Source organism: Xanthobacter cornucopiae, from assembly GCF_043195065.2.
Taxonomy (GTDB): domain Bacteria; phylum Pseudomonadota; class Alphaproteobacteria; order Rhizobiales; family Xanthobacteraceae; genus Xanthobacter.
On the sequence record NZ_CM195531.1, the window covers coordinates 1602364 to 1620287 of the forward strand.

General features: G+C 70.2%; 18 protein-coding genes and 1 pseudogene. 13 read left to right on the forward strand and 6 right to left on the reverse strand.

What is annotated here, in order from left to right; all coding sequences use genetic code 11:
• Positions 1–25: 25 nt before the first annotated feature.
• The 11 genes from moxJ (at position 26) to V5F53_RS07240 (ending at position 9284) form a co-directional block, all read left to right on the forward strand.
• Positions 26–913: a methanol oxidation system protein MoxJ gene (gene moxJ, locus V5F53_RS07190; RefSeq protein WP_393996640.1), complete on the forward strand. Its 888-nt coding sequence runs from the start codon at positions 26–28 to the stop codon at positions 911–913.
• A gap of 51 nt (positions 914–964) precedes the next feature.
• Positions 965–1594 (forward strand): cytochrome c(L), periplasmic, encoded by a 630-nt coding sequence (gene moxG / locus V5F53_RS07195; protein WP_393996639.1) that lies wholly within the window; start codon positions 965–967, stop codon positions 1592–1594.
• Positions 1591–1917 carry a methanol dehydrogenase [cytochrome c] subunit gene (locus V5F53_RS07200; RefSeq protein WP_393996638.1) on the forward strand — a complete coding sequence of 109 codons (327 nt, stop codon included), beginning with the start codon at positions 1591–1593 and terminating at the stop codon, positions 1915–1917. The genes moxG and V5F53_RS07200 overlap by 4 nt, the downstream gene beginning before the upstream one ends.
• 186 nt (positions 1918–2103) lie before the next feature.
• Positions 2104–3135 carry an AAA family ATPase gene (locus tag V5F53_RS07205; protein ID WP_393996637.1) on the forward strand — a complete coding sequence of 344 codons (1032 nt, stop codon included), beginning with the start codon at positions 2104–2106 and terminating at the stop codon, positions 3133–3135.
• Positions 3132–4025, forward strand: a complete 894-nt coding sequence (locus V5F53_RS07210) for a DUF58 domain-containing protein (protein ID WP_393996636.1) — start codon at positions 3132–3134, stop codon at positions 4023–4025. The genes V5F53_RS07205 and V5F53_RS07210 overlap by 4 nt, the downstream gene beginning before the upstream one ends.
• Positions 4026–4035: 10 nt before the next feature.
• Entirely contained in the window at positions 4036–4989 is a 954-nt protein-coding gene (locus V5F53_RS07215) for a nonribosomal peptide synthetase MxaA (RefSeq protein ID WP_393996635.1), read from the forward strand.
• A complete protein-coding gene (locus tag V5F53_RS07220; RefSeq protein WP_393996634.1) occupies positions 4986–6050 on the forward strand; it encodes a vWA domain-containing protein in 1065 nt (354 codons plus the stop codon). Before V5F53_RS07215 ends, V5F53_RS07220 begins: the two co-directional genes overlap by 4 nt.
• On the forward strand, positions 6050–6640 hold the full coding sequence (locus V5F53_RS07225) for a hypothetical protein (protein ID WP_393996809.1): 591 nt from the start codon (positions 6050–6052) through the stop codon (positions 6638–6640). Before V5F53_RS07220 ends, V5F53_RS07225 begins: the two co-directional genes overlap by 1 nt.
• Positions 6637–7647, forward strand: a complete 1011-nt coding sequence (locus tag V5F53_RS07230) for a vWA domain-containing protein (protein ID WP_393996633.1) — start codon at positions 6637–6639, stop codon at positions 7645–7647. Before V5F53_RS07225 ends, V5F53_RS07230 begins: the two co-directional genes overlap by 4 nt.
• Before the next feature lie 75 nt (positions 7648–7722).
• Positions 7723–8310 carry an SRPBCC family protein gene (locus V5F53_RS07235; protein ID WP_393996632.1) on the forward strand — a complete coding sequence of 196 codons (588 nt, stop codon included), beginning with the start codon at positions 7723–7725 and terminating at the stop codon, positions 8308–8310.
• Complete coding sequence (locus tag V5F53_RS07240; RefSeq protein ID WP_393996631.1) at positions 8307–9284, forward strand: YVTN family beta-propeller repeat protein; 978 nt, start codon at positions 8307–8309, stop codon at positions 9282–9284. Before V5F53_RS07235 ends, V5F53_RS07240 begins: the two co-directional genes overlap by 4 nt.
• A gap of 137 nt (positions 9285–9421) precedes the next feature.
• Here V5F53_RS07240 and V5F53_RS07245 read toward each other — a convergent pair whose 3' ends face one another.
• Entirely contained in the window at positions 9422–10636 is a 1215-nt protein-coding gene (locus V5F53_RS07245) for an NADP-dependent isocitrate dehydrogenase (RefSeq protein WP_393996630.1), read from the reverse strand.
• 269 nt (positions 10637–10905) lie between these two features.
• Between V5F53_RS07245 and V5F53_RS07250 the strand changes: the two genes are divergently transcribed.
• Positions 10906–11772 carry an RNA methyltransferase gene (locus tag V5F53_RS07250; RefSeq protein ID WP_393996629.1) on the forward strand — a complete coding sequence of 289 codons (867 nt, stop codon included), beginning with the start codon at positions 10906–10908 and terminating at the stop codon, positions 11770–11772.
• Between the two features lie 360 nt (positions 11773–12132).
• Here the strand turns inward: V5F53_RS07250 and V5F53_RS07255 are convergent.
• From V5F53_RS07255 to V5F53_RS07275, 5 genes and pseudogenes are all read right to left on the reverse strand, one after another.
• Positions 12133–13393, reverse strand: a pseudogene (locus V5F53_RS07255) (IS3 family transposase); the annotation flags it as partial.
• Between the two features lie 63 nt (positions 13394–13456).
• The gene (gene pap / locus V5F53_RS07260; protein WP_393996628.1) at positions 13457–14956 is read right to left on the reverse strand and encodes a polyphosphate:AMP phosphotransferase; all 1500 of its coding nucleotides are present in this window, start codon (positions 14954–14956) and stop codon (positions 13457–13459) included.
• Between the two features lie 75 nt (positions 14957–15031).
• Positions 15032–15484, reverse strand: coding sequence for a MaoC family dehydratase (locus V5F53_RS07265; RefSeq protein WP_393996627.1), 453 nt, complete (start codon positions 15482–15484; stop codon positions 15032–15034).
• A gap of 159 nt (positions 15485–15643) precedes the next feature.
• Positions 15644–16621, reverse strand: coding sequence for a DnaJ C-terminal domain-containing protein (locus V5F53_RS07270; protein ID WP_393996626.1), 978 nt, complete (start codon positions 16619–16621; stop codon positions 15644–15646).
• Positions 16622–16723: 102 nt separating this feature from the next.
• The gene (locus V5F53_RS07275; RefSeq protein ID WP_393996625.1) at positions 16724–17158 is read right to left on the reverse strand and encodes an RT0821/Lpp0805 family surface protein; all 435 of its coding nucleotides are present in this window, start codon (positions 17156–17158) and stop codon (positions 16724–16726) included.
• Between the two features lie 79 nt (positions 17159–17237).
• Between V5F53_RS07275 and pdxH the strand changes: the two genes are divergently transcribed.
• Complete coding sequence (gene pdxH / locus V5F53_RS07280) at positions 17238–17879, forward strand: pyridoxamine 5'-phosphate oxidase (RefSeq protein WP_393996624.1); 642 nt, start codon at positions 17238–17240, stop codon at positions 17877–17879.
• The last annotated feature ends 45 nt before the right edge of the window (positions 17880–17924 follow it).

Sequence of the window (17924 nt, forward strand, 5' to 3'; positions counted from 1 at the left end):
GTCCGACCCCTTTGAGGAGGCGCCCATGCCCCGTATCGCCCCCCCCGCCGGCCACGCGCTCCGCGCCCTTGTGCTCGGAACCACGCTCGCCGCCGCCGGCAGCGCCGGCGCGCAGACCGCGCCTGCTCCGGCCAAATCCGCCCCGCCCCTGCGCATCTGCGCCTCGGAGGTGGAGGCGCCGTTTTCCCAGAAGGACGCCGCGTCCGGCCAGGCGACCGGGTTCGAGAATCGCATCGCCACGGTGCTGGCCAAGGCCATGGGCCGGGAAGCGGTGTTCGTGTGGTCGCCGAAGGCCGCCATCTACCAGGTCCGTGACGGCCTGGACAAGAACCTGTGCGACGTGGTGATGGGCATCGACACCGGCGATGCCCGCGTGCTCAGCTCCAAGCCCTACTATCGCACCAGCTATGTGTTCGTGACCAAGGCCGACCGGAACGTGACCACCGGCGACTGGCAGGACCCGCAGATCAAGGCCCTCGGACGCTTCGTGGTGCGCTTTTATTCTCCCGGCGAGACCCTGCTGAAGCGGCTCGGCAAGTATGAGGACAACGCGGCCTATCTCTATGGGCTCGTCAACTTCAAGTCGCCCCGCAACCAATATGTGGAAGTGCCCGCCGACCGCATGGTGAGCGAGGTGGCCAGCGGCGAGGCCGACGTCGCCTTCGCCTTCGCGCCGGAGGTGGCGCGCTATGTGAAGGCCTCCACCGTGCCCCTGCGCATGACCGTGGCCACCACCGACCTCGCCCGCTTCGACGGCACTCCCATCCCCCTGCACTACGACCAGTCCATCGGCGTGCGCAAGGGCGACGCCGCCTTGCTGCAGGAGGTGGATGCCGCCCTGGCGAAGGCCCGGCCGGACATCGACGCCATCCTGACCGAGGACGGCATTCCCCTGCTGAAGCCCAACAGCTGAGTGCCCGCACGCCGCGGCTTCTGCCCCACATACAGCCCTGGTTATCGAGACATGCGCGATTTCTGCTGGATCAAGCTCGCCACCCGCGGCCTCGTCGCCACCATCGCGGTGCTCGGCTGCGCCCTGACCGCCCAGGCGACGCTGAGCTTCACCCACACCATCACCGGCCAGCCCCTCGACCTGTCGGAAGCGGCGCCGGAAGGACGCGACACCGAGGCGGTGAAGGTGTTCCTCGCCACCGGCAAGAACATCTACGTCGAGAATGAAAGTTGCCTGCCCAAGGCCAAGGACCTGTTCTTGTCCATGTGCTCGGGCTGCCATGGCCACTATGGCGAAGGCAAGATTGGCCCCGGCCTCAACGACGCCTATTGGACCTACCCCAAGAACATGAGCGACCAGGGTCTGTTCGAGACCATCTTCGGCGGTGCGCAGGGGCAGATGGGGCCCATGTACGGCGCCCTCAACCTCGACGAGATGCTGCTGGTGATGGCCTGGGTCCGCCATTTCTACAAGGACGACCCGAAGGAGGCGGTGTGGCTCACGCCCGCCCAGCGCGCCGCCTTCAAGCCATTTGACGAACACAACGATCACACCCCGCCCATCGAGCAGGCGCCGGTGTGCAAGGCGACCGCCTCGACCGCGGCCAGCCTCAATTCAGAAACGGGAGGACTCAAGCAATGATTTCCCTGGTGACCCTTCGCCATCCGTTCGCGCGCGCCACTCTGGCCGCCGGCCTCGCCACCGGCGCGGCGCTGCTGTCCGCCGCCGGGGCGCTGGCCTATGACGGCACCAACTGCCGCGCGCCAGGCAATTGCTGGGAGCCGAAGCCCGGCTTCCCGGACAAGGTGGCGGGCTCGAAATTCGACCCCAAGCACAATCCGACCGAGCTGAACAAGCAGTCGCAGTCCATCACCGCGATGGAGGAGCGCAACGCCAAGCGGGTCGCCTATTTCCAGAAGACCGGCAAGTTCGTCTACGACGTGAGCAAGATCCCCACGAACTGACGACTGCAGCACGCGATCCCACCAGCAGGGCAGAAGCCTGAACTTTTTCTGCCGGGCAATCCTCCGATGGATGGTGGGCCAACTGGCGCGGCCTGTCGGGACGCCAACAGGGTCTCAGGGGGGCTCTCCTCGCCCCGGCCGGCTGCGCCTTTCTTCGACGCCTTCGGGCGAACCACGGGGACGAACATGCAACGGATCGCCAGCTCGGACGCCACGCTCGCGGACTGGCGGAACCGGGCCCTCGCCTTCGAGCGCGAGGTGGCCAAGGTGGTGCTGGGCCAGGAGCGGGTCATCCGCCTCCTCACCATCGCCGTGTTCGCCCGGGGCCATGTCCTGCTGGAAGGCGACGTGGGGGTGGGCAAGACCACGCTGCTGCGGGCCATGGCCCGCGCCATCGGCGGCGCCTATGCGCGCGTCGAGGGCACCATCGACCTGATGCCCACCGACCTCGTCTATGACGCGCGCATCGGCGAGGACGGCCGCCCGCGCATCGACCCCGGCCCGCTGCTGAAGCGCGGGGACGACCTGTCCATCTTCTTCTTCAACGAGATCAACCGCGCCCGGCCGCAGGTCCATGCGCTGCTGCTGCGGCTGATGGCCGAGGGCTCGGTCTCCGCCTTCGGCGCCGAGCGGCATTTTCCCCATCTCCAGGTGTTCGCCGACCGCAACCGGGTCGAGCGGGAAGAAACCTTCGAGCTGCCCGCCGCCGCCCGCGACCGCTTCTTCATGGAAGTGCAGGTGGCCGCCCCCGCCGACCGGGCGGCGCGGCGCGCCCTCATCTTCGACCCCCGCTTTCACGACACCGACCGCCTGCTGGAGGAGATGGGCGCGGGCCTCATCGACCACGCCAGGCTCGGCGACATCGCCCGCCGCATCCAGGAGGGCGTGCACGCGAGCCCGGCCATCACCGACTACACCATCGGCCTGTGGGATGCGGTGCGCCAGCCAGGTGCGGCCGGCATCACCCTGCCCGACGTGCGCATGGAACGGCTGGTGCAGGGCGGCGCCAGCCCGCGCGGCCTCTCCTTCCTGGTGCGCGCGGCGCGCGTGCGCGCCTGGCTGGAAGGCCGCGACATGATCGTGCCCGAGGACCTGCGCGCCGTGTTCCCCGAGGTGATGGCCCATCGCATCTTCCTCGACCCGGTCTATGAGATGCGACGCGACACCCTCGCCCCCGCCCTGTGCCGCGCCGCCTTCGAGACGGTGCCCGCGCCATGACCGCCCGGCCGAACGCCGCCGCGACCGACACGCCGCCGCGCGACGATACGGCACCGCCCATCCCGGTGCTGCCCCTTGCCCTTGGCTGGCGCCCGCGCGGCCATAAGCCCGGCGCTCACGCCGCCGCCGGGGATGGCGGCGATGGCCGCTTTCACAGCCTCGCGCCGCTGCTGGCGCGGCCGGACCCGCGCCGCATCGACATCCGCGCCAGCATCCGCGACCCATTCGAAGCCGTCCATGTGCGCACCTTCGCGCCGCGCCGGGCGGTGACTGTGACGGCGCTGGTGGACCTGTCCGGCTCCATGGGCTGCGCCGGGCTTGCCGGCGCGGTGGCGCGGCTGGTCGCCACCTGCGCCGCATCCGCCATCGCCGGCGGCGATGCCTTCAGCCTGATCGCCGCCGACGCCGCCCCGCGTCCCGATCTGTTCATCCCGGCGAGCCGCCGGCGGGGCCTCGCCCGCGAGGTGCTGCACCGCCTCACCCACGCCCCGCGCGCCGGACGGGGCGCCACGGGCCTGCTGGCGGCGACGGAGCAGATCCCGCGCGCGCGGGGGATCGTGGTCCTCGTCTCGGATTTCCTGATGCCCCAGACAGAGCTGCGTGCCCTGCTCGACGCCCTGCACCGGCACGACGTGATTCCGGTGGTGGCGCGCAGCGCGGCGGCGGAAGGCGCGCTGCCGCGCTTCGGCCTCATCGACCTCGTCGACGCCGAGACCGGGGCGCGCCGGCTTGTCTTCATGCGTCCAGGCCTGCGCGCGCGCTGGCAGGCCCAGGCCCAGGCGCGCGGCAGGGCGCTCGACACCCTGTTCGCCAGCCATGGGCTGGCGCCATTTTCCCTCACCGACCGGTTCGACCCCGATGCCCTGCTCGACTTCCTGTTGCATCGCTAGGAAACCGGCATTGGCGCGCCGCGTGGCGGCCGGCGTCGCGGCTTGGCTCGCGGCCTGGATCGCGTTGTCGGCCGGGCCCGCCGCCCGGGCTGACAGCGTGACCCTCACCGCGCCCCGCGCCTTCGGCTACGTGATCGGCGACACGCTGACCCTGGATGCCGACATCCGCCTCGACCCCGGCGCCCGCCTCGATCCCGCCAGCCTGCCGCGCCCGCATTCGGTTTCGAGCACGCTCGACCTGGTGGCCGTGCACCTCATGCCCCTGCCGCTCGACGGCGCCGCGCCGCGCTATCGGCTGCAGCTCACCTACCAGAACTTCTTCGGCGCGCTGGAGCCGCGCACCCTCGACATCCCGCCCTGGCCGCTGACGGTGCGGGACGGCGCGGCACGGCGCGAACTGCTGGTGCCCGGCTTCGCCTTCGTGGCCACGCCCCTGCGCGAACTGGTGTCCAGCCGGGGCGGCAACCCGCTGGCCCTGCAACCGGACATCCCGCCCGCGCCCATTCCCCTGTCGCCCCTCGCCGCGCGCACCGGCCTTGCCGCCACGCTCGCGCTTTTTGCCTTGCTCGCCCTGGCGCTGGTGCGCGGCTGGCGCCCGTTCCGCCGAGCCGTCCGCCCGTTCGCGCAGGCCGAGCGCGCCATCCGTCGCGACGGAACCGGGGATCGCGACAGTTACCGCGCCGCCCTCCTCGCCCTTCACCGCGCCTTCGACGCCAGCGCCGGCCGCCGCCTGCTGAGCGACGACGTGGGCGCATTCCTGGCCCAGGATCGGCGCTTCGCCGGGCTCGCGGGCGAGATCGACGCGGTGTTCGCCGCCTCCCGCATCGCCTTCTTCGGCGCCGGCCTCGACGCCGCCCGCGCGCAGCTGTCCGCCGACAGGCTCCGCGCCATCGCCCGGCGCCTGACGCGCGCCGAGCGGCGCGCTCCGCCCCCACACCCTGCCATGCCGGAGGCGGCGACATGAGGCTTGGGCTCGGCCTTGGCGTCGATCATCCCGTCGTGCTGGCGCTCCTGATCCTGGCGGTGCTGCCGGTCCTCGCCGGCCCGTTTCGCGGCACGGCGCTGCCGGCGCTGGTGCAGGCGCCGACGGATCGGCTGTCCGCCGGCCTCGGCGTCGCCCTCAAGATGGCCGGAATCGTCGCCATCGCCGCCCTGGTGCTGGGGCTCGCCGGGCTGCACCGCAGCGCCGTCACCATCACCCGCCTCGGCCCCGGCGCCCATCTGATGCTGCTTCTGGACCGATCCGCCAGCATGGACAACACCTTCGCCAACCGCCAGCCGGGCCAGGGCGAGGAATCCAAGTCCGCGGCCGCCAAGCGCCTGCTCACCAACTTCCTGGCCCGCCGCCCGCGCGACAGCATCGGCGTCGCCGCCTTCTCCACCTCGCCGCTGCCGGTGCTGCCGCTGACCGATCACCACGACGCCGTCGCGGCGGCGGTGGCCGCCATCGACCGGCCCGGGCTGGCGCTGACCGACGTCGGGCGCGGGCTGGTGCTGGCCCTGCAGGCGTTCGAGGATACCCCGGCCGCGACCGCCGGCGCCGTGCTGCTGGTGTCCGATGGCGCGGCGCTGGTCGATCCGCGCGTGCAGGCGGCCTTGCGCGACGCCTTGGCTCGCCGTCCGACGCGGCTCTATTGGCTGTTCCTGCGCACCGCCGGCGCGCACGGCATCTTCGACCCGCCGAGCGCCCCCGGAGAGGACAAGCCGCAGGTGATGCCCGAGCGTCATCTCAACCTGTTCCTGGCCAGCCTCGGCGTGCCCTACCGCGCCTTCGAGGCCGCAAGCCCCCAGGCGGTGGCGGATGCCATCGCCGAGATCGACCGCCAGGAATCCGCCCCCGTGCTCTACGACGAGCGCCTCGCGCGGCGCGACCTGGCCACCGCATGCTACGCCGTCGCCGCCCTCGCCTTGGCCCTGCTGACGGCAGCCAAGCTCGCCGAGCGCGACCTCTCCCCCGAGCCGGCGAAGCCGCGCGCGGAGAGCGCCGGCGCAAGTTCAGACACACCGGAACGGAGCGCCGCGTGATGCCGCTTTCCCTGCCCCTTCACGGCCGCTGGCGGGCGCGGCGCCTCCTGGAGGCGGCTCTGGCGCTGCTCCTGGCGACGGCGTTGGCGGGGTTTGCCGCATCCACCCTCCAACTTATGGCGCGCTGGCGCGAGAATGCCGTGATCGCCGCCCTCGGCGCCGGCCGCGACGTGCCGGTGGAAACCGACGCGCCGCCCCGCGTGGTGCTGGCCCGCGCCCACTTCCTGATGATCCGCGACCGCCTCGACGAGGCCCAGCCGCTGGTGGACCTGCTGGCGCGCCGGGACGATACGGCCACCGCCGTCGCCGGCCTCTACGACCTGGGCAACGCGCGCCTCGCGCAGGCCATCTCCCATCTGGAGCGCATGCAGATCGAGCAAGCAATCCCCCAGGTGCGCCTCGCGAAAGCCGCCTATCGCGGTGCCCTGCGGCGCGATCCCGGCCTGTGGAACGCCAAGTACAATCTCGACATCGCCCTGCGCCTGGTGCGCGACTTCCCCGACCTCGACCGCGCGCCCAAGGACGAGCCCCCGCAGGCGCCCAAGCGCGTGTGGACCGACCTGCCCGGCCTGCCCAAGGGCCTGCCATGAGCCGGGCCGCCCGCCTGCGGAACGCCGTCCGACCCGGCGATGCGCGCGCCCTGGTGCTGGCGGCGGCGCTGCTGCTGGCGCTCGCCGCCGTGTTCGCCCCGCGCCTGCCCAGCCGCGACGGCGCCTACGATCTGCTTGCCGTGATCGATGTCACCGGCTCCATGAACGTGCGCGACATGAGCCGCGACGGCCGCCCGGCGGCGCGGCTCGACGTCGCCAAGGCCACGCTGCGGGAGCTGGCGGCGGACCTGCCGTGCGGCTCGCGGCTGGGACTCGGCATCTTCACCGAGCGGCGCAGCTTCCTGCTGTTCGAGCCCATCGACACCTGCGCGAACTTCTCGGCCCTCGACGGCGCCATCGCCGCGCTCGATTGGCGCATGGCCTGGGAGGGCGACAGCCACGTGGCCAGCGGGCTCTATTCCGCCATCGCCCTGGCCGCCCCGCTGGACGCCGACGTTCTGTTCTTCACCGATGGCCAGGAGGCCCCGCCCCTGCCCCGCTCCGGCCTACCGCCCTTTTCGGGAGAAAAGGGCAAGGTGCGCGGGCTCATCGTCGGAGTCGGCGGGCCGACGCCGGCTCCGATCCCGAAATTCGACCGATTCGGCCGCGAGATCGGATTCTACGGCCCCACCGACGTGCCGCAGGAAAATCGCCATGGCCTTCCGCCGGAAGGCGCCGAGGCCCGGGAGGGCTGGCACCCACGCAACGCGCCCTGGGGGGCCGACGCGGCGACCGGCGAGGAACACCTGAGCGCCCTGCGCGCCGGGCATCTGGAAGCCCTGGCCGCCGCCACCGGGCTCGCCTACATGCCGCTGGCCGACGCCCCGCCCCTGAACCGCGCCCTTGCGGATGCCGCCCGCTCCCGCCCGGTGCCGGGCGCGCGCGACACCGCGCCGGTGCCGGCGGGTCTCGCCCTGCTGCTGCTCGTCGGCCTGTTCGCGGCCCCGTTCCTGACCCGTCGCCGACCCGCCGGGCGCCAACCAGAAGCGTCCCGCGGGCCGGCCTGAAACCGGTGCCCCACCCGGACCCACGCGCCGGCCGGCCCCCACCCCGCTCCATCCGCACCACGAGGACCCTCCGCCATGACCGCCTCCACCTCCCGATGCCTGCCCCGACGCTCGACCGGAATGCTGGCCCTGTACGGCATGGTCGCAGCGTGCGTGCTCGCCGTTGGCGCAGGGCCAGCCCGGGCCCATGGACCGACGCCACAGAAGGCGGAGGCCGAGGTGGTGATCGCCGCGCCGCCGGACGCAGTGTGGGCGCTGGTGGGCGATTTCGGCGCCATCGGCGGCTGGCATCCGGATGTCAAATCCGCCCGCGCCACCGGCAGCGCTCCAGGCGCCGAGCGGGTGCTGGTGCTGGAGAAGGGCGAGATTTCCGACAGCCTGGATGAGATCGACCCCGCCGGCCGACGCATCGCCTATCGCTTGGGCACGGAGAATGTGGCGGCGTTCCCGGTGAGCTTCTACACCGCCACCGTCACAGTCTCCGATGCCGGCGGCGGCAAGAGCAAGGTGGAATGGGCGGCGCGCCTCTATCGCGGCGACACCAGCAACTTCCCGCCCGACGAATTGAATGACGAAGCCGCCGTCATCGCCACCACCACCTTTTTCGAGAACGGCCTGAAAGGGCTGAAGGCCAAGGCCGAAGGCGGGGCGGCGGGCCGGTGAGGCGCAGCGCCGGCCGCCCGGCCCACGCCCGGGCCTGCCTTCTCACCGGGCTGCTGATCATCCTGTCGCTGGCCTTGTCGGCCGCCGCCCCGGCAAGGGCGGCGCGCCTGCTGGTGGTGTGCCAGGGCGGTGGCGTGGTGAGCGTGGTGGATACATCGGCGCTGCGCGTCACCGCCGAGATCGCGGTGGGGCCGGGGCCCGCCGCCATCGCCGTGTCGCCGGACAGCGCCACCGCCTATGTCACCCATCCCGACGCCGGCCGGCTGACGCGCATCGACACCGCGCGCGGCGCGGTGCGCGATGCGGCGCGGATCGGCGGACAGCCGTTCGGCATCGCGGTGGATGGGGATGGCACCCTTTATGTGAGCGATTGGTCTGCGGATGCGGTGCGGCGCCTCGACCCGGGCACCTTTGGCATCACCGGCGTGGTGAAGGTGGGCCGCGCCCCGGCCGGACTGGCGCTCGACCGCCGCCGCCGGGAGCTCTACAGCGCCGACCGCGAGGCCGGCACCTTGAGCATCATCGACCTTGCGACCTTCACCCGAAGTGCCGCGCTGCCCGTGGGAGACGGGCCCTATGCCTTCGACACCAGCGACGATCCCCACACCTTGTGGCTGGTGAATGCCCGTGGCGGCGACCTTGTCGGCCTCCGAAAGGCAACCCGAACCCTCACCCGCGTCCCGGTCGGCAAGATGCCCTACGGGGTGGCCAGCGATCCCGATTCGGGCCGGGTGCTGGTGGCGAACCAGCAATCGGGCACCTTGAGCCTCATCGCATCCGACCCGGCCACCGCCCCCCGCACGTTGCGCGTGGGCGGATCGCCGGAGGGGGTGCGCATCGATCCCGCCGCTCCGATCGCCTATGCGGTCGACTGGTTCAGCGACGCGGTGCTGGTGATCGACCTCGACACCTTCTCCGTCCGCACCCGCATTCCGGTCAGCAAGGGCCCGCGTGCGCTGGTCCTGGTCCCCTGACGGTAGCGTGCGCTGGTTCGACGCGGGCCGGAAGCCGCCGGCCGCCGGCCCCACATGACCGCCACCCTGCAAAAGAAAACGCCGGCCCAGGGGGCCGGCGCTTCGCATCACAGGCGTCGGGCGCCGTCGTCGCAGCTTCAGGCCGCCAGCGCCTTCGACAGGTTGTCGGAGACCTTGTCCAGGAAGCCGGTGGTGGAGAGCCACTTCTGGTCGGCACCCACCAGCAGAGCCAGGTCCTTGGTCATGTCGCCGGCTTCCACCGTGTCCACGCACACCTTCTCGAGGGTGGCGGCGAACTGGGCCAGGGCCTCGTTGCCGTCGAGCTTGGCGCGATGCGACAGGCCGCGCGTCCAGGCGAAGATGGAGGCGATGGAGTTGGTGGAGGTCTCCTTGCCCTTCTGGTGCTCGCGATAATGGCGGGTGACGGTGCCGTGGGCCGCCTCGGCCTCCACCGTCTGGCCATCGGGGGTCATCAGCACCGAGGTCATCAGGCCGAGCGAGCCGAAGCCCTGGGCCACGATGTCGGACTGCACGTCGCCGTCATAGTTCTTGCAGGCCCACACATAGCCGCCGGACCACTTGAGGGCCGAGGCCACCATGTCGTCGATCAGGCGGTGCTCGTAGGTCAGGCCGCGCTTGTCGAACTCGGCCTTGAACTCGGCCTCGTAGACCTCCTGGAAGATGTCCTTGAAGCGGCCGTCGTAGGCCTTCAGGATGGTGTTCTTCGTGGAGAGGTAGACAGGATAGTTGCGCAGAAGGCCATAGTTCAGCGAGGCGCGGGCGAATTCACGGATGGATTCGTCCAGATTGTACATGGACAGAGCCACGCCGGCGCCGGGGAACTTGTAGACTTCCTTCTCGATCTTGGTGCCATCCTCGCCGACGAAGGAGACGGTGAGCGTGCCCTTGCCCGGGACCTTGAAATCGGTGGCGCGGTACTGGTCGCCGAACGCATGGCGGCCCACAACGATGGGCTGGGTCCAGCCGGGCACGAGGCGCGGCACGTTCTGGCAGATGATGGGCTCGCGGAAGATCACGCCGCCGAGGATGTTGCGGATGGTGCCGTTGGGCGACTTCCACATTTCTTTCAGGTTGAACTCCTTCACCCGCGCCTCGTCCGGGGTGATGGTGGCGCACTTCACGCCCACGCCATGCTTCTTGATGGCGTTCGCCGCGTCGATGGTCACCTGGTCGTTGGTGGCATCGCGGTTCTCGACGGACAGGTCGTAATATTCGAGGTCGATGTCGAGATAGGGGTGGATCAGCTTGTCTTTGATGTACTGCCAGATGATCCGGGTCATCTCGTCGCCGTCGAGTTCGACGACCGGATTAGCCACCTTGATCTTCGCCATGTGGACGACCTTTCGGGGGTGCTCTGCGCGTGGATGGAATTCGTTCAGAAGTCGCCTTAGGGTTCCGGGCTCGCGGTCCTCGTCTCGCGTGTCGCTCGCGCGGTTTTGGGCCTGCCTGCCCCTCGGCAATCCTCCCAGCGCGCCGCTATAGCACCGGCGCGGGCCCAAGCGGAAGCGCCATCGCCACCGCCTTTGGCATGAATTGCATGAGAATGTGTACAAGGCTCGACGCGCCCGGCGGGGCATGCGAGACAGCCGGCGGAGACAAGATGATGCCAGGTTCCGGAACGGACAGCACAAAGCCCTGGATCGCCGGCGGGCCGGTGGTGATTCTGGTGGAGCCCCAGCTCGGGGAAAATATCGGCTCCGCCGCGCGGGCCATGGGCAATTTCGGCCTTTCGCGCCTGCGGCTGGTGAACCCCCGCGAGGGCTGGCCCAACGACAAGGCGCGCATCTTCAGCGCCGGCGCCGATCGCATCCTCGAGGGAGCGGCGCTCTTTCCCGATCTGCGGTCGGCCCTGGCCGACGTCAAATACGCCTTCGCCGCCACCGCGCGCGAGCGCGGCATGGCCAAGGCGGTGCTGGGCGCCGACGACGCCGCCCGGCAGGCGGGCGAGCATCTGGCCGCCGGCGAGGACGTGGCGCTGGTGTTCGGTCGCGAGCGCACTGGCCTTTACACGGAGGAAGTGTCGCTGTGCGACGCCATCCTTACCCTGCCGGTCAACCCGGCCTTCGCCTCGCTCAATCTCGGCACCTGCGTCGCGGTGGTCGGATACGAATGGTCCAAGGCCGCGAGCGCCGGGGTGCTGCCCTTCGCGGCGCCCGACAAGTCGCCCCTCGCCGACAAGGGCGACCTGTTTGCCTTCTTCGATCACCTGGAGGGCGCGCTGGAGGCCTCCGGTTTCTTCCGCTCGCCGGAAAAGCGCCCGTCCACCACACGCAATATCCGCAACATCTTCCATCGCCTCGGCCTGACCCGGCAGGATCTGGCGACCCTGCACGGCGCCGTCACCGCCCTGGTGGAGGGCCGCGCGGGCCGGGAAGCACGCAAAGAACGCCACAATGCCGAGGCCGCCGCCCGCCGCGCCGAAAAGGCCCAGCTCAATGCCGGCGAGAACGACCCGCCAGCAGGTTGAACCGCGCCCGCCAGGCTTGGCACAGCAAACATCCGCGGCTGTGAGGAACCACCAGCACGCGCGGGGGCACCCAGGAAGGCTGCCATGGCGCCGCTGACGTTGCCCCAAGTTTTATCTAGCTTTGAGTTCGTTCTGGCGGTTGGGTTTGGCCTTTTCGGCCGAGAGAGCGAGGGAATCTGGTGCTGAGCTTTTGGCTTGGCGCGGCGTCAGCTCCCGTCGCCGGTGGAAGGTGGCGGCAAAGCCGGAGGGGGTCTGCCAGCCGAGGGTGAGATGGTCCCCATTTGGCGGACAGATTGGCGGCTTTTCTAGGCTTGGTTCCGGTGTGCGTCAGGCCGCCATGTTGATGCCGTCACAGGCCGTATGGACCTCCTCCGGCGTTCTGCCGCCGAGGGCTGAGGGGGCCTCGTGCGATTGTAGCAGGTGATCCACCTGCCGATCCCGGCCCTGGCCTGGGAACCGGTTGCAAATGCATTGAGGTCGATGCACTCGTATTTCAGCGACCGCCAGAGGCGCTCGATGAACACGTTGTCCATCCACCGGGCGCGGCCATCCAGGGAGATCCGCACGCCGGCCTCCAGCAGCATCTTTGTGAAGCGCGGGCTGGTGAACCGGCTGCCCTGGTCGGTATTGAGGATGCCGGGCCGCCCGAACCGGGACAGGACCTCTTCCAGCGGCTCGATGCAGAAGTCCACCTCCATGGTGTTGGAGAGGCGCCGCAGCAATCCAGAACGGATTGCGTGCGCAATCCCATGGACAGAACCCTGCGCCTGTTCCAGTCCATGATGGCGATCAGGTGCAGGAACCCGCGCCGCATCGGGATGGAGGTGATGTCAGCGCACCAGACCTGGTCTGGCCTGTCGATCGCCAGGGTCCGCAGGAGATAGGGGAAGACGCGGTGCGGGGGGCCGCACCGTGGTCTTCGGCCGCTGGCAGATGGCGGCTAATACCATCGGCCCCGGTCTTCGACCGGTGCCAAGTGGGTCCGCTCAAGCGCCGCGCGGGCTTGACCAGAGGCCCATGAGTCACGCTCATGGGCCTTTGGTATAACCCCATACGGGCCATGAGGCGCCGCACGCGCTTGCGCCCGGCCGCATGTCCCTGCGGGCGCAGATGACGGACCATCTGCCGCGAGCCGGACCACGGCGTTTCCAGGAACTGGCCGTCGATCGCCCGCATGACGGCAAGGGTCTCGGGGCTTCCAGTCCGCGGGCCGCCGTAGAACGCCGACCGGATGATGCCGACCAGGGCGCAGTGGCGGGTGATCGGCAGGTGTGGGTGATCCGGTTCGATCATCTCGCGTCTCGCCCCCACGCTCAGCGCCCGGAGGTCCGACGCAAAGAATCCCGTTCCACCACCAGTTGCCAGATCTTGGCATGGAGCTGGTCGATCTCACCCTCGCGGGCGACCTCGGCGGCTTCCGCCTTGCCCGAGAACACCGTGGCCATGCCCTCGACCGCCTGCGTCTTCCAGGCGTGGATCAGGGGCTGATGGACGCCATGCTTCGCAGCCAGCTGCGCCACCGTCTGCTCCCACGAAGCGCCTCGAGGGCGACCTTCGCCTTGGGACGAAGTGAACGCGAAACAGACAAATCCGCAGAATGCCGCGTCCTCTTCCCGGTCATCGGGCTCGTCCCTCCCTCAGGCCGAACCAAGCTTAGGGTCCTGTCCGCGTCGCGGGGACCACCTCACTCCGCCAGCGCCGCCTCAAGCCGGTCCGCCACCGTGCGCAGGACCTTCACGCGGGCAAAGCGCTTGTCCTCGGCCTCCACCAGGGTCCAGGGCGCCACGCGGGTGGAGGTGCGGTCCACCATCTCGGTGATCGCCGCCTCATAGAGCGGCCATTTCTCGCGGTTGCGCCAATCTTCAGGGGTCAGCTTGAAGCGCTTGTAGGGAATGCTCTCGCGCTCCGCGAAACGGCGCATCTGCTCCTCCTGGCTGATCGCCAGCCAGAATTTCACCACCACCGCACCACTGTCCGCCAGCTGCGCTTCGAAATCGTTGATCTCGCCATAAGCCCGGCCCCACTGCTCAGGGGTGACGAGGCCTTCCACCCGCTCCACCAGCACCCGCCCGTACCAGGAGCGATCGAAGATGGCGATGCGTCCGCGCGCCGGCACATGCCGCCAGAACCGCCACAGATACGGCCGGGCAAGCGCCTCGTCGGTGGGCGCGGCGATGGGGTAGACGCGGAATCGCCGCGGGTCCAGCGCCTGGCGCAGCCGCATGATGGTGGAGCTCTTGCCCGCCGCGTCGGAGCCCTCGAACGCCAGCACCAGGGCGCGCCCCTCAAATCGCGGCGCCACGGTGGCGCGCGTGATGCGGCTTTGCTCCCGGGCGATCTGGCCTTCGTAATCGTCCTTGTCCAGCGTCCGGGTCAGATCCAGCGTGGAGAGGATGGAGAAGGTGGGCAGGGACTTGGGCACCCGCGTGGGGCTGGGGGTGGGACGAGGGCGGGAGGCGCCGTTGCCGCCATCCGCCGTCATTGCCCGCAGCTTATCCAGCAGCACGCTGCCGACGGTCGCATCGCGGTAGGCGTCGTCGCCCGCCGGCACCACCTGCCACGGGGCGAAGTCGGTGGAGGTCAGGCGCGCCACGTCCTCGGCGGCGGCGGCGAGGCGCTCCCGGGCGTGCTCGCCTTCCAGCTCCGCCCATTCACGCACCACCGGCCGCTGGTAGGCGCCCTTGCGCAACGCCTTGAGGCGGCGGTGGGCCTCCTCGCCATCGAGATAAAGCCAGATCTTGAGCAGGCTCACGCCCTCGGCGTTGAGCATGGCCTCGAACCGGCGGATCTCCTCCATGGCGCTGGCGAAACCGGTCCGCCCCAGCGCCCCCAACGCCCGCTGGCAGACCGGCTTGTGATACCACGAGCCCAGCATCATGCCGATTTCGCCGAACGGCGGCAGTCCGCGCCAGTATTTCCACATGGGCGGGTGGTCGGCATCGTCGCGGCAGGGCGACTCGTAGGTAAGGGTGTCCAGCTTGCGGACGTCGAGCCAGCCGTACAGCCGGTTGAGGACAGCACCCTTGCCGGCGCCGTCCGGCCCGTGGATCAACACCAGCAGGCTGCGGCGTCGCTGGTCGATGAGCTGGGCCTGCGCGTTCAGGAGATCCTCGCGCAAGCCGGGCTCCAGCGCCTTGAACGCCGCCTTTTCCAGCCTGTGCTCCGCCTTCGCCGATTCGAACATGCGTGCCCCTGTCCCAGCCGGGCACCGGCGGCCCCCGCCACCGACGCCGCCATGCGAGCGGAGAGGACCGGCCGATCAGGCCGATGCGATCTTCTGCGCGCCGGAGGCCGGCACCTTGACCCAGGCCTCGCCGTCCAGCACCACCTCGCCCTTCACCGAGCAGATGCACGACAGGCGGGCGCGGGACCGCTCGGGAATGAGCTCCACCACCCGCACCTCCACATCGACCGTGTCGTCGATGCGCACCGGGGCACGGAAGTTGAGGGTCTGGGAGATATAGACCGCGCCGGGCCCCGGCAGGCGGGTGCCGAGCACCGCCGAGATCAGGCTCGCGGTGTAGAGACCATGGGCGATGCGGCCCCCAAACGGTGTCTTGGCCGCGAAGTGCTGGGACAGGTGAATCGGGTTGCGGTCGCCGGTCAGCTCGGCGAAGCCGACGATGTCCGAAGACGAGACCGTCTTCGACATGCGTTCCGTGCGACCCACGGTGAGGTCTTCGAAATACAGATTTTGCAGCTCTAGAAACATGGGGCGCACCCGTACCGGTCCGATCAGGGCGCGGACTGTAGTGCATTTCGCCATGCCGGGGAAACCGGGCCGCATGAAGAAAATGCGACAGCGGCACTGCCGTAAAACCGGCCGCGCGCCGCCCGCACATGGCGAATCCCGCCTCCTTGAGGCCCCGGATCACTGCGCCGTCGAGCGCAGCTTCTGCATCACCGCTTCCAGCTCCGGGTCCCGCGCCTTGGGCAGCAGCAGGTTCACCCGCACCATCAGGTCGCCGTGGCCGCCGGTGGTGTTGGGCAGCCCCTTGCCGCGCAGGCGGAAGGTCCGACCGCCCGAGGTCCAGGCGGGGATGTTCAGTTCCACCGTTCCCGACAGGGTCGGAACCCGGACCTTGGAGCCGAGCACGGCGTCCGCCAGCGCCACATCGACATTCTGGCGCAGGTCGTCGCCATCCCGCTCGAACACCGGGTGCGGCGCATAGGAGATGGTGACATAGGCATCGCCCGGCGCACCGCCCGCCGGGCTCGCCTCGCCCTGCCCCTTCAGGCGCAGGCGATGCCCCTCGCGCGTTCCCGCCGCGATCTTGATGTCGATCTGCTTGCCGTTGGGCAGGCCCACGCGCTTGCTGGCGCCGTGGGTCGCCTCCTCGAAGGTCACGGCAAGGGAAATGTCCATGTCTGCACCTGCCGGCGGAGCGGAGCCGCCGGCGGCGCCACGGCGCTGGCGGCCAAACCCGAACAGATCCCCGATGTCGTCGAAATTGCCACCCCCCTTGGGGCCCGTTCCGGCGCCGGGCCCGCCACGCCGCGCCGAGCGCCGCATCCCCTCGGGACCGAAGGAGAAGCTCTCGAAAATGGTGTCGCCGTCGAAACCGGAAAAGCCGTCGGGACCGGGGCGCCGGCCGCCGCCGAAGCCGGAGAATTCCGGCGCGCGCGGCTTGCCCTCGGCGTCGATCTCACCCCGGTCGAACTGGCCGCGCTTGTCCTTGTCCGACAGGATCTCGTGAGCCGTGTTCAGCTCCGCGAACTTGTCCTGGGCCTTCGGGTCGTTCACGTTGGCGTCGGGGTGCAGCTTTTTCGCCAGCCGCCGATAGGCGCGCTTGATCTCGGCTTCGTCGGCGGTCCTTGAAACGCCGAGGATGTCGTATGGATCACGCATGAAATCTCACCTCGCCGGCCGGCGCTCAAGCGGCCGGCCGCGTCCACGATGTGGGTCCGCCCCGGAGAAATTGCAACACTTATGCCACGATCACCACCAGATTCAGGCGCGGCCGAGAACCCGCACCTGCGTCAGGACGGTTCCGGCCCGGCCGCGGCAGGCCTCGCCGTGAATCCAGCGGTCGGCGACCTTGCCGTCGACCACGGCGATCATGAAATCGCGGCAACCCCCGGCGCGCCGGGGGCCGATGGGGGTGGCGGTGCCATGCGCCCCGGTGTCGCGATTCTCCCACGGCACGCTGATGTCGGCCTCGGACGAAGCCAGCGCCTGGTCGAGGGCCACCGTCGCCGCGCTCCAGTCGGAGGCGGCCACGCCCTGCGGCGCGGCGCCTTGCGGTGCGCGCGCGACCACCGGGCGCGGCGTGATCGAGCCGGTGATCACGTCGTCGTCGGGCAAGGGGGCGGTGCTGCAGCCGGCGCAGACAGCGGCGGCGATGACCAGGGCGCCGCCCAATCCCGCGCGAAGGACTTCGCGCAACAACGCGAGCCTCCTATAACGGAGCGTCCCGCCAGGGGGCGGGACAACCGGGACAAGGCAGGGCACGGGGGGGCTCCACATGACGACGAAGGACACCATGGAAGCCCAGAACGTCTTAACAAGTGGTGATTTCACCGAGGCCGACGAGCCTTTTCGCCTGTTCAGCGAATGGTTTGCGGATGCCGGGGCGAGCGAGCCGAACGATCCCAACGCCATGACCCTGGCCACCGTGGACGGCGACGGCCTGCCCGACGCCCGCATGGTGCTGCTGAAGGGCGTGGACGCGCAGGGATTCGTCTTCTTCACCAACACCGAAAGCGCCAAGGGCCAGGAACTGGCCGCCACCCCCAAGGCGGCCCTGGTGTTCCACTGGAAATCCCTGCGCCGGCAAGTGCGCGTGCGCGGCCCGGTGGAGCGCGTGAGCGAGGCCGAGGCGGATGAGTATTTCGCCAGCCGGCCCCGCCTGTCGCAGATCGGCGCCTGGGCCAGCCGCCAGTCGCGGCCGCTTGAGGGACGGTTCGCGCTCGAGGCGGCGGTGGCCGCAGCAACGGCGCGCTACGCCCTGGGCACGGTGCCGCGCCCGCCCCACTGGACCGGCTTCCGCGTGGTCCCGGTGCAGATGGAATTCTGGCACGATCGGCCGTTCCGCCTTCACGACCGCGTCGTGTTCCGTCGCCCCGGCGCGGATACCGCCTGGACCCGCACCCGCCTGTTCCCGTGACCAGCCGGAGAGGCACCCACGCCGCGCGCCGGGGCTCTTTGCTTC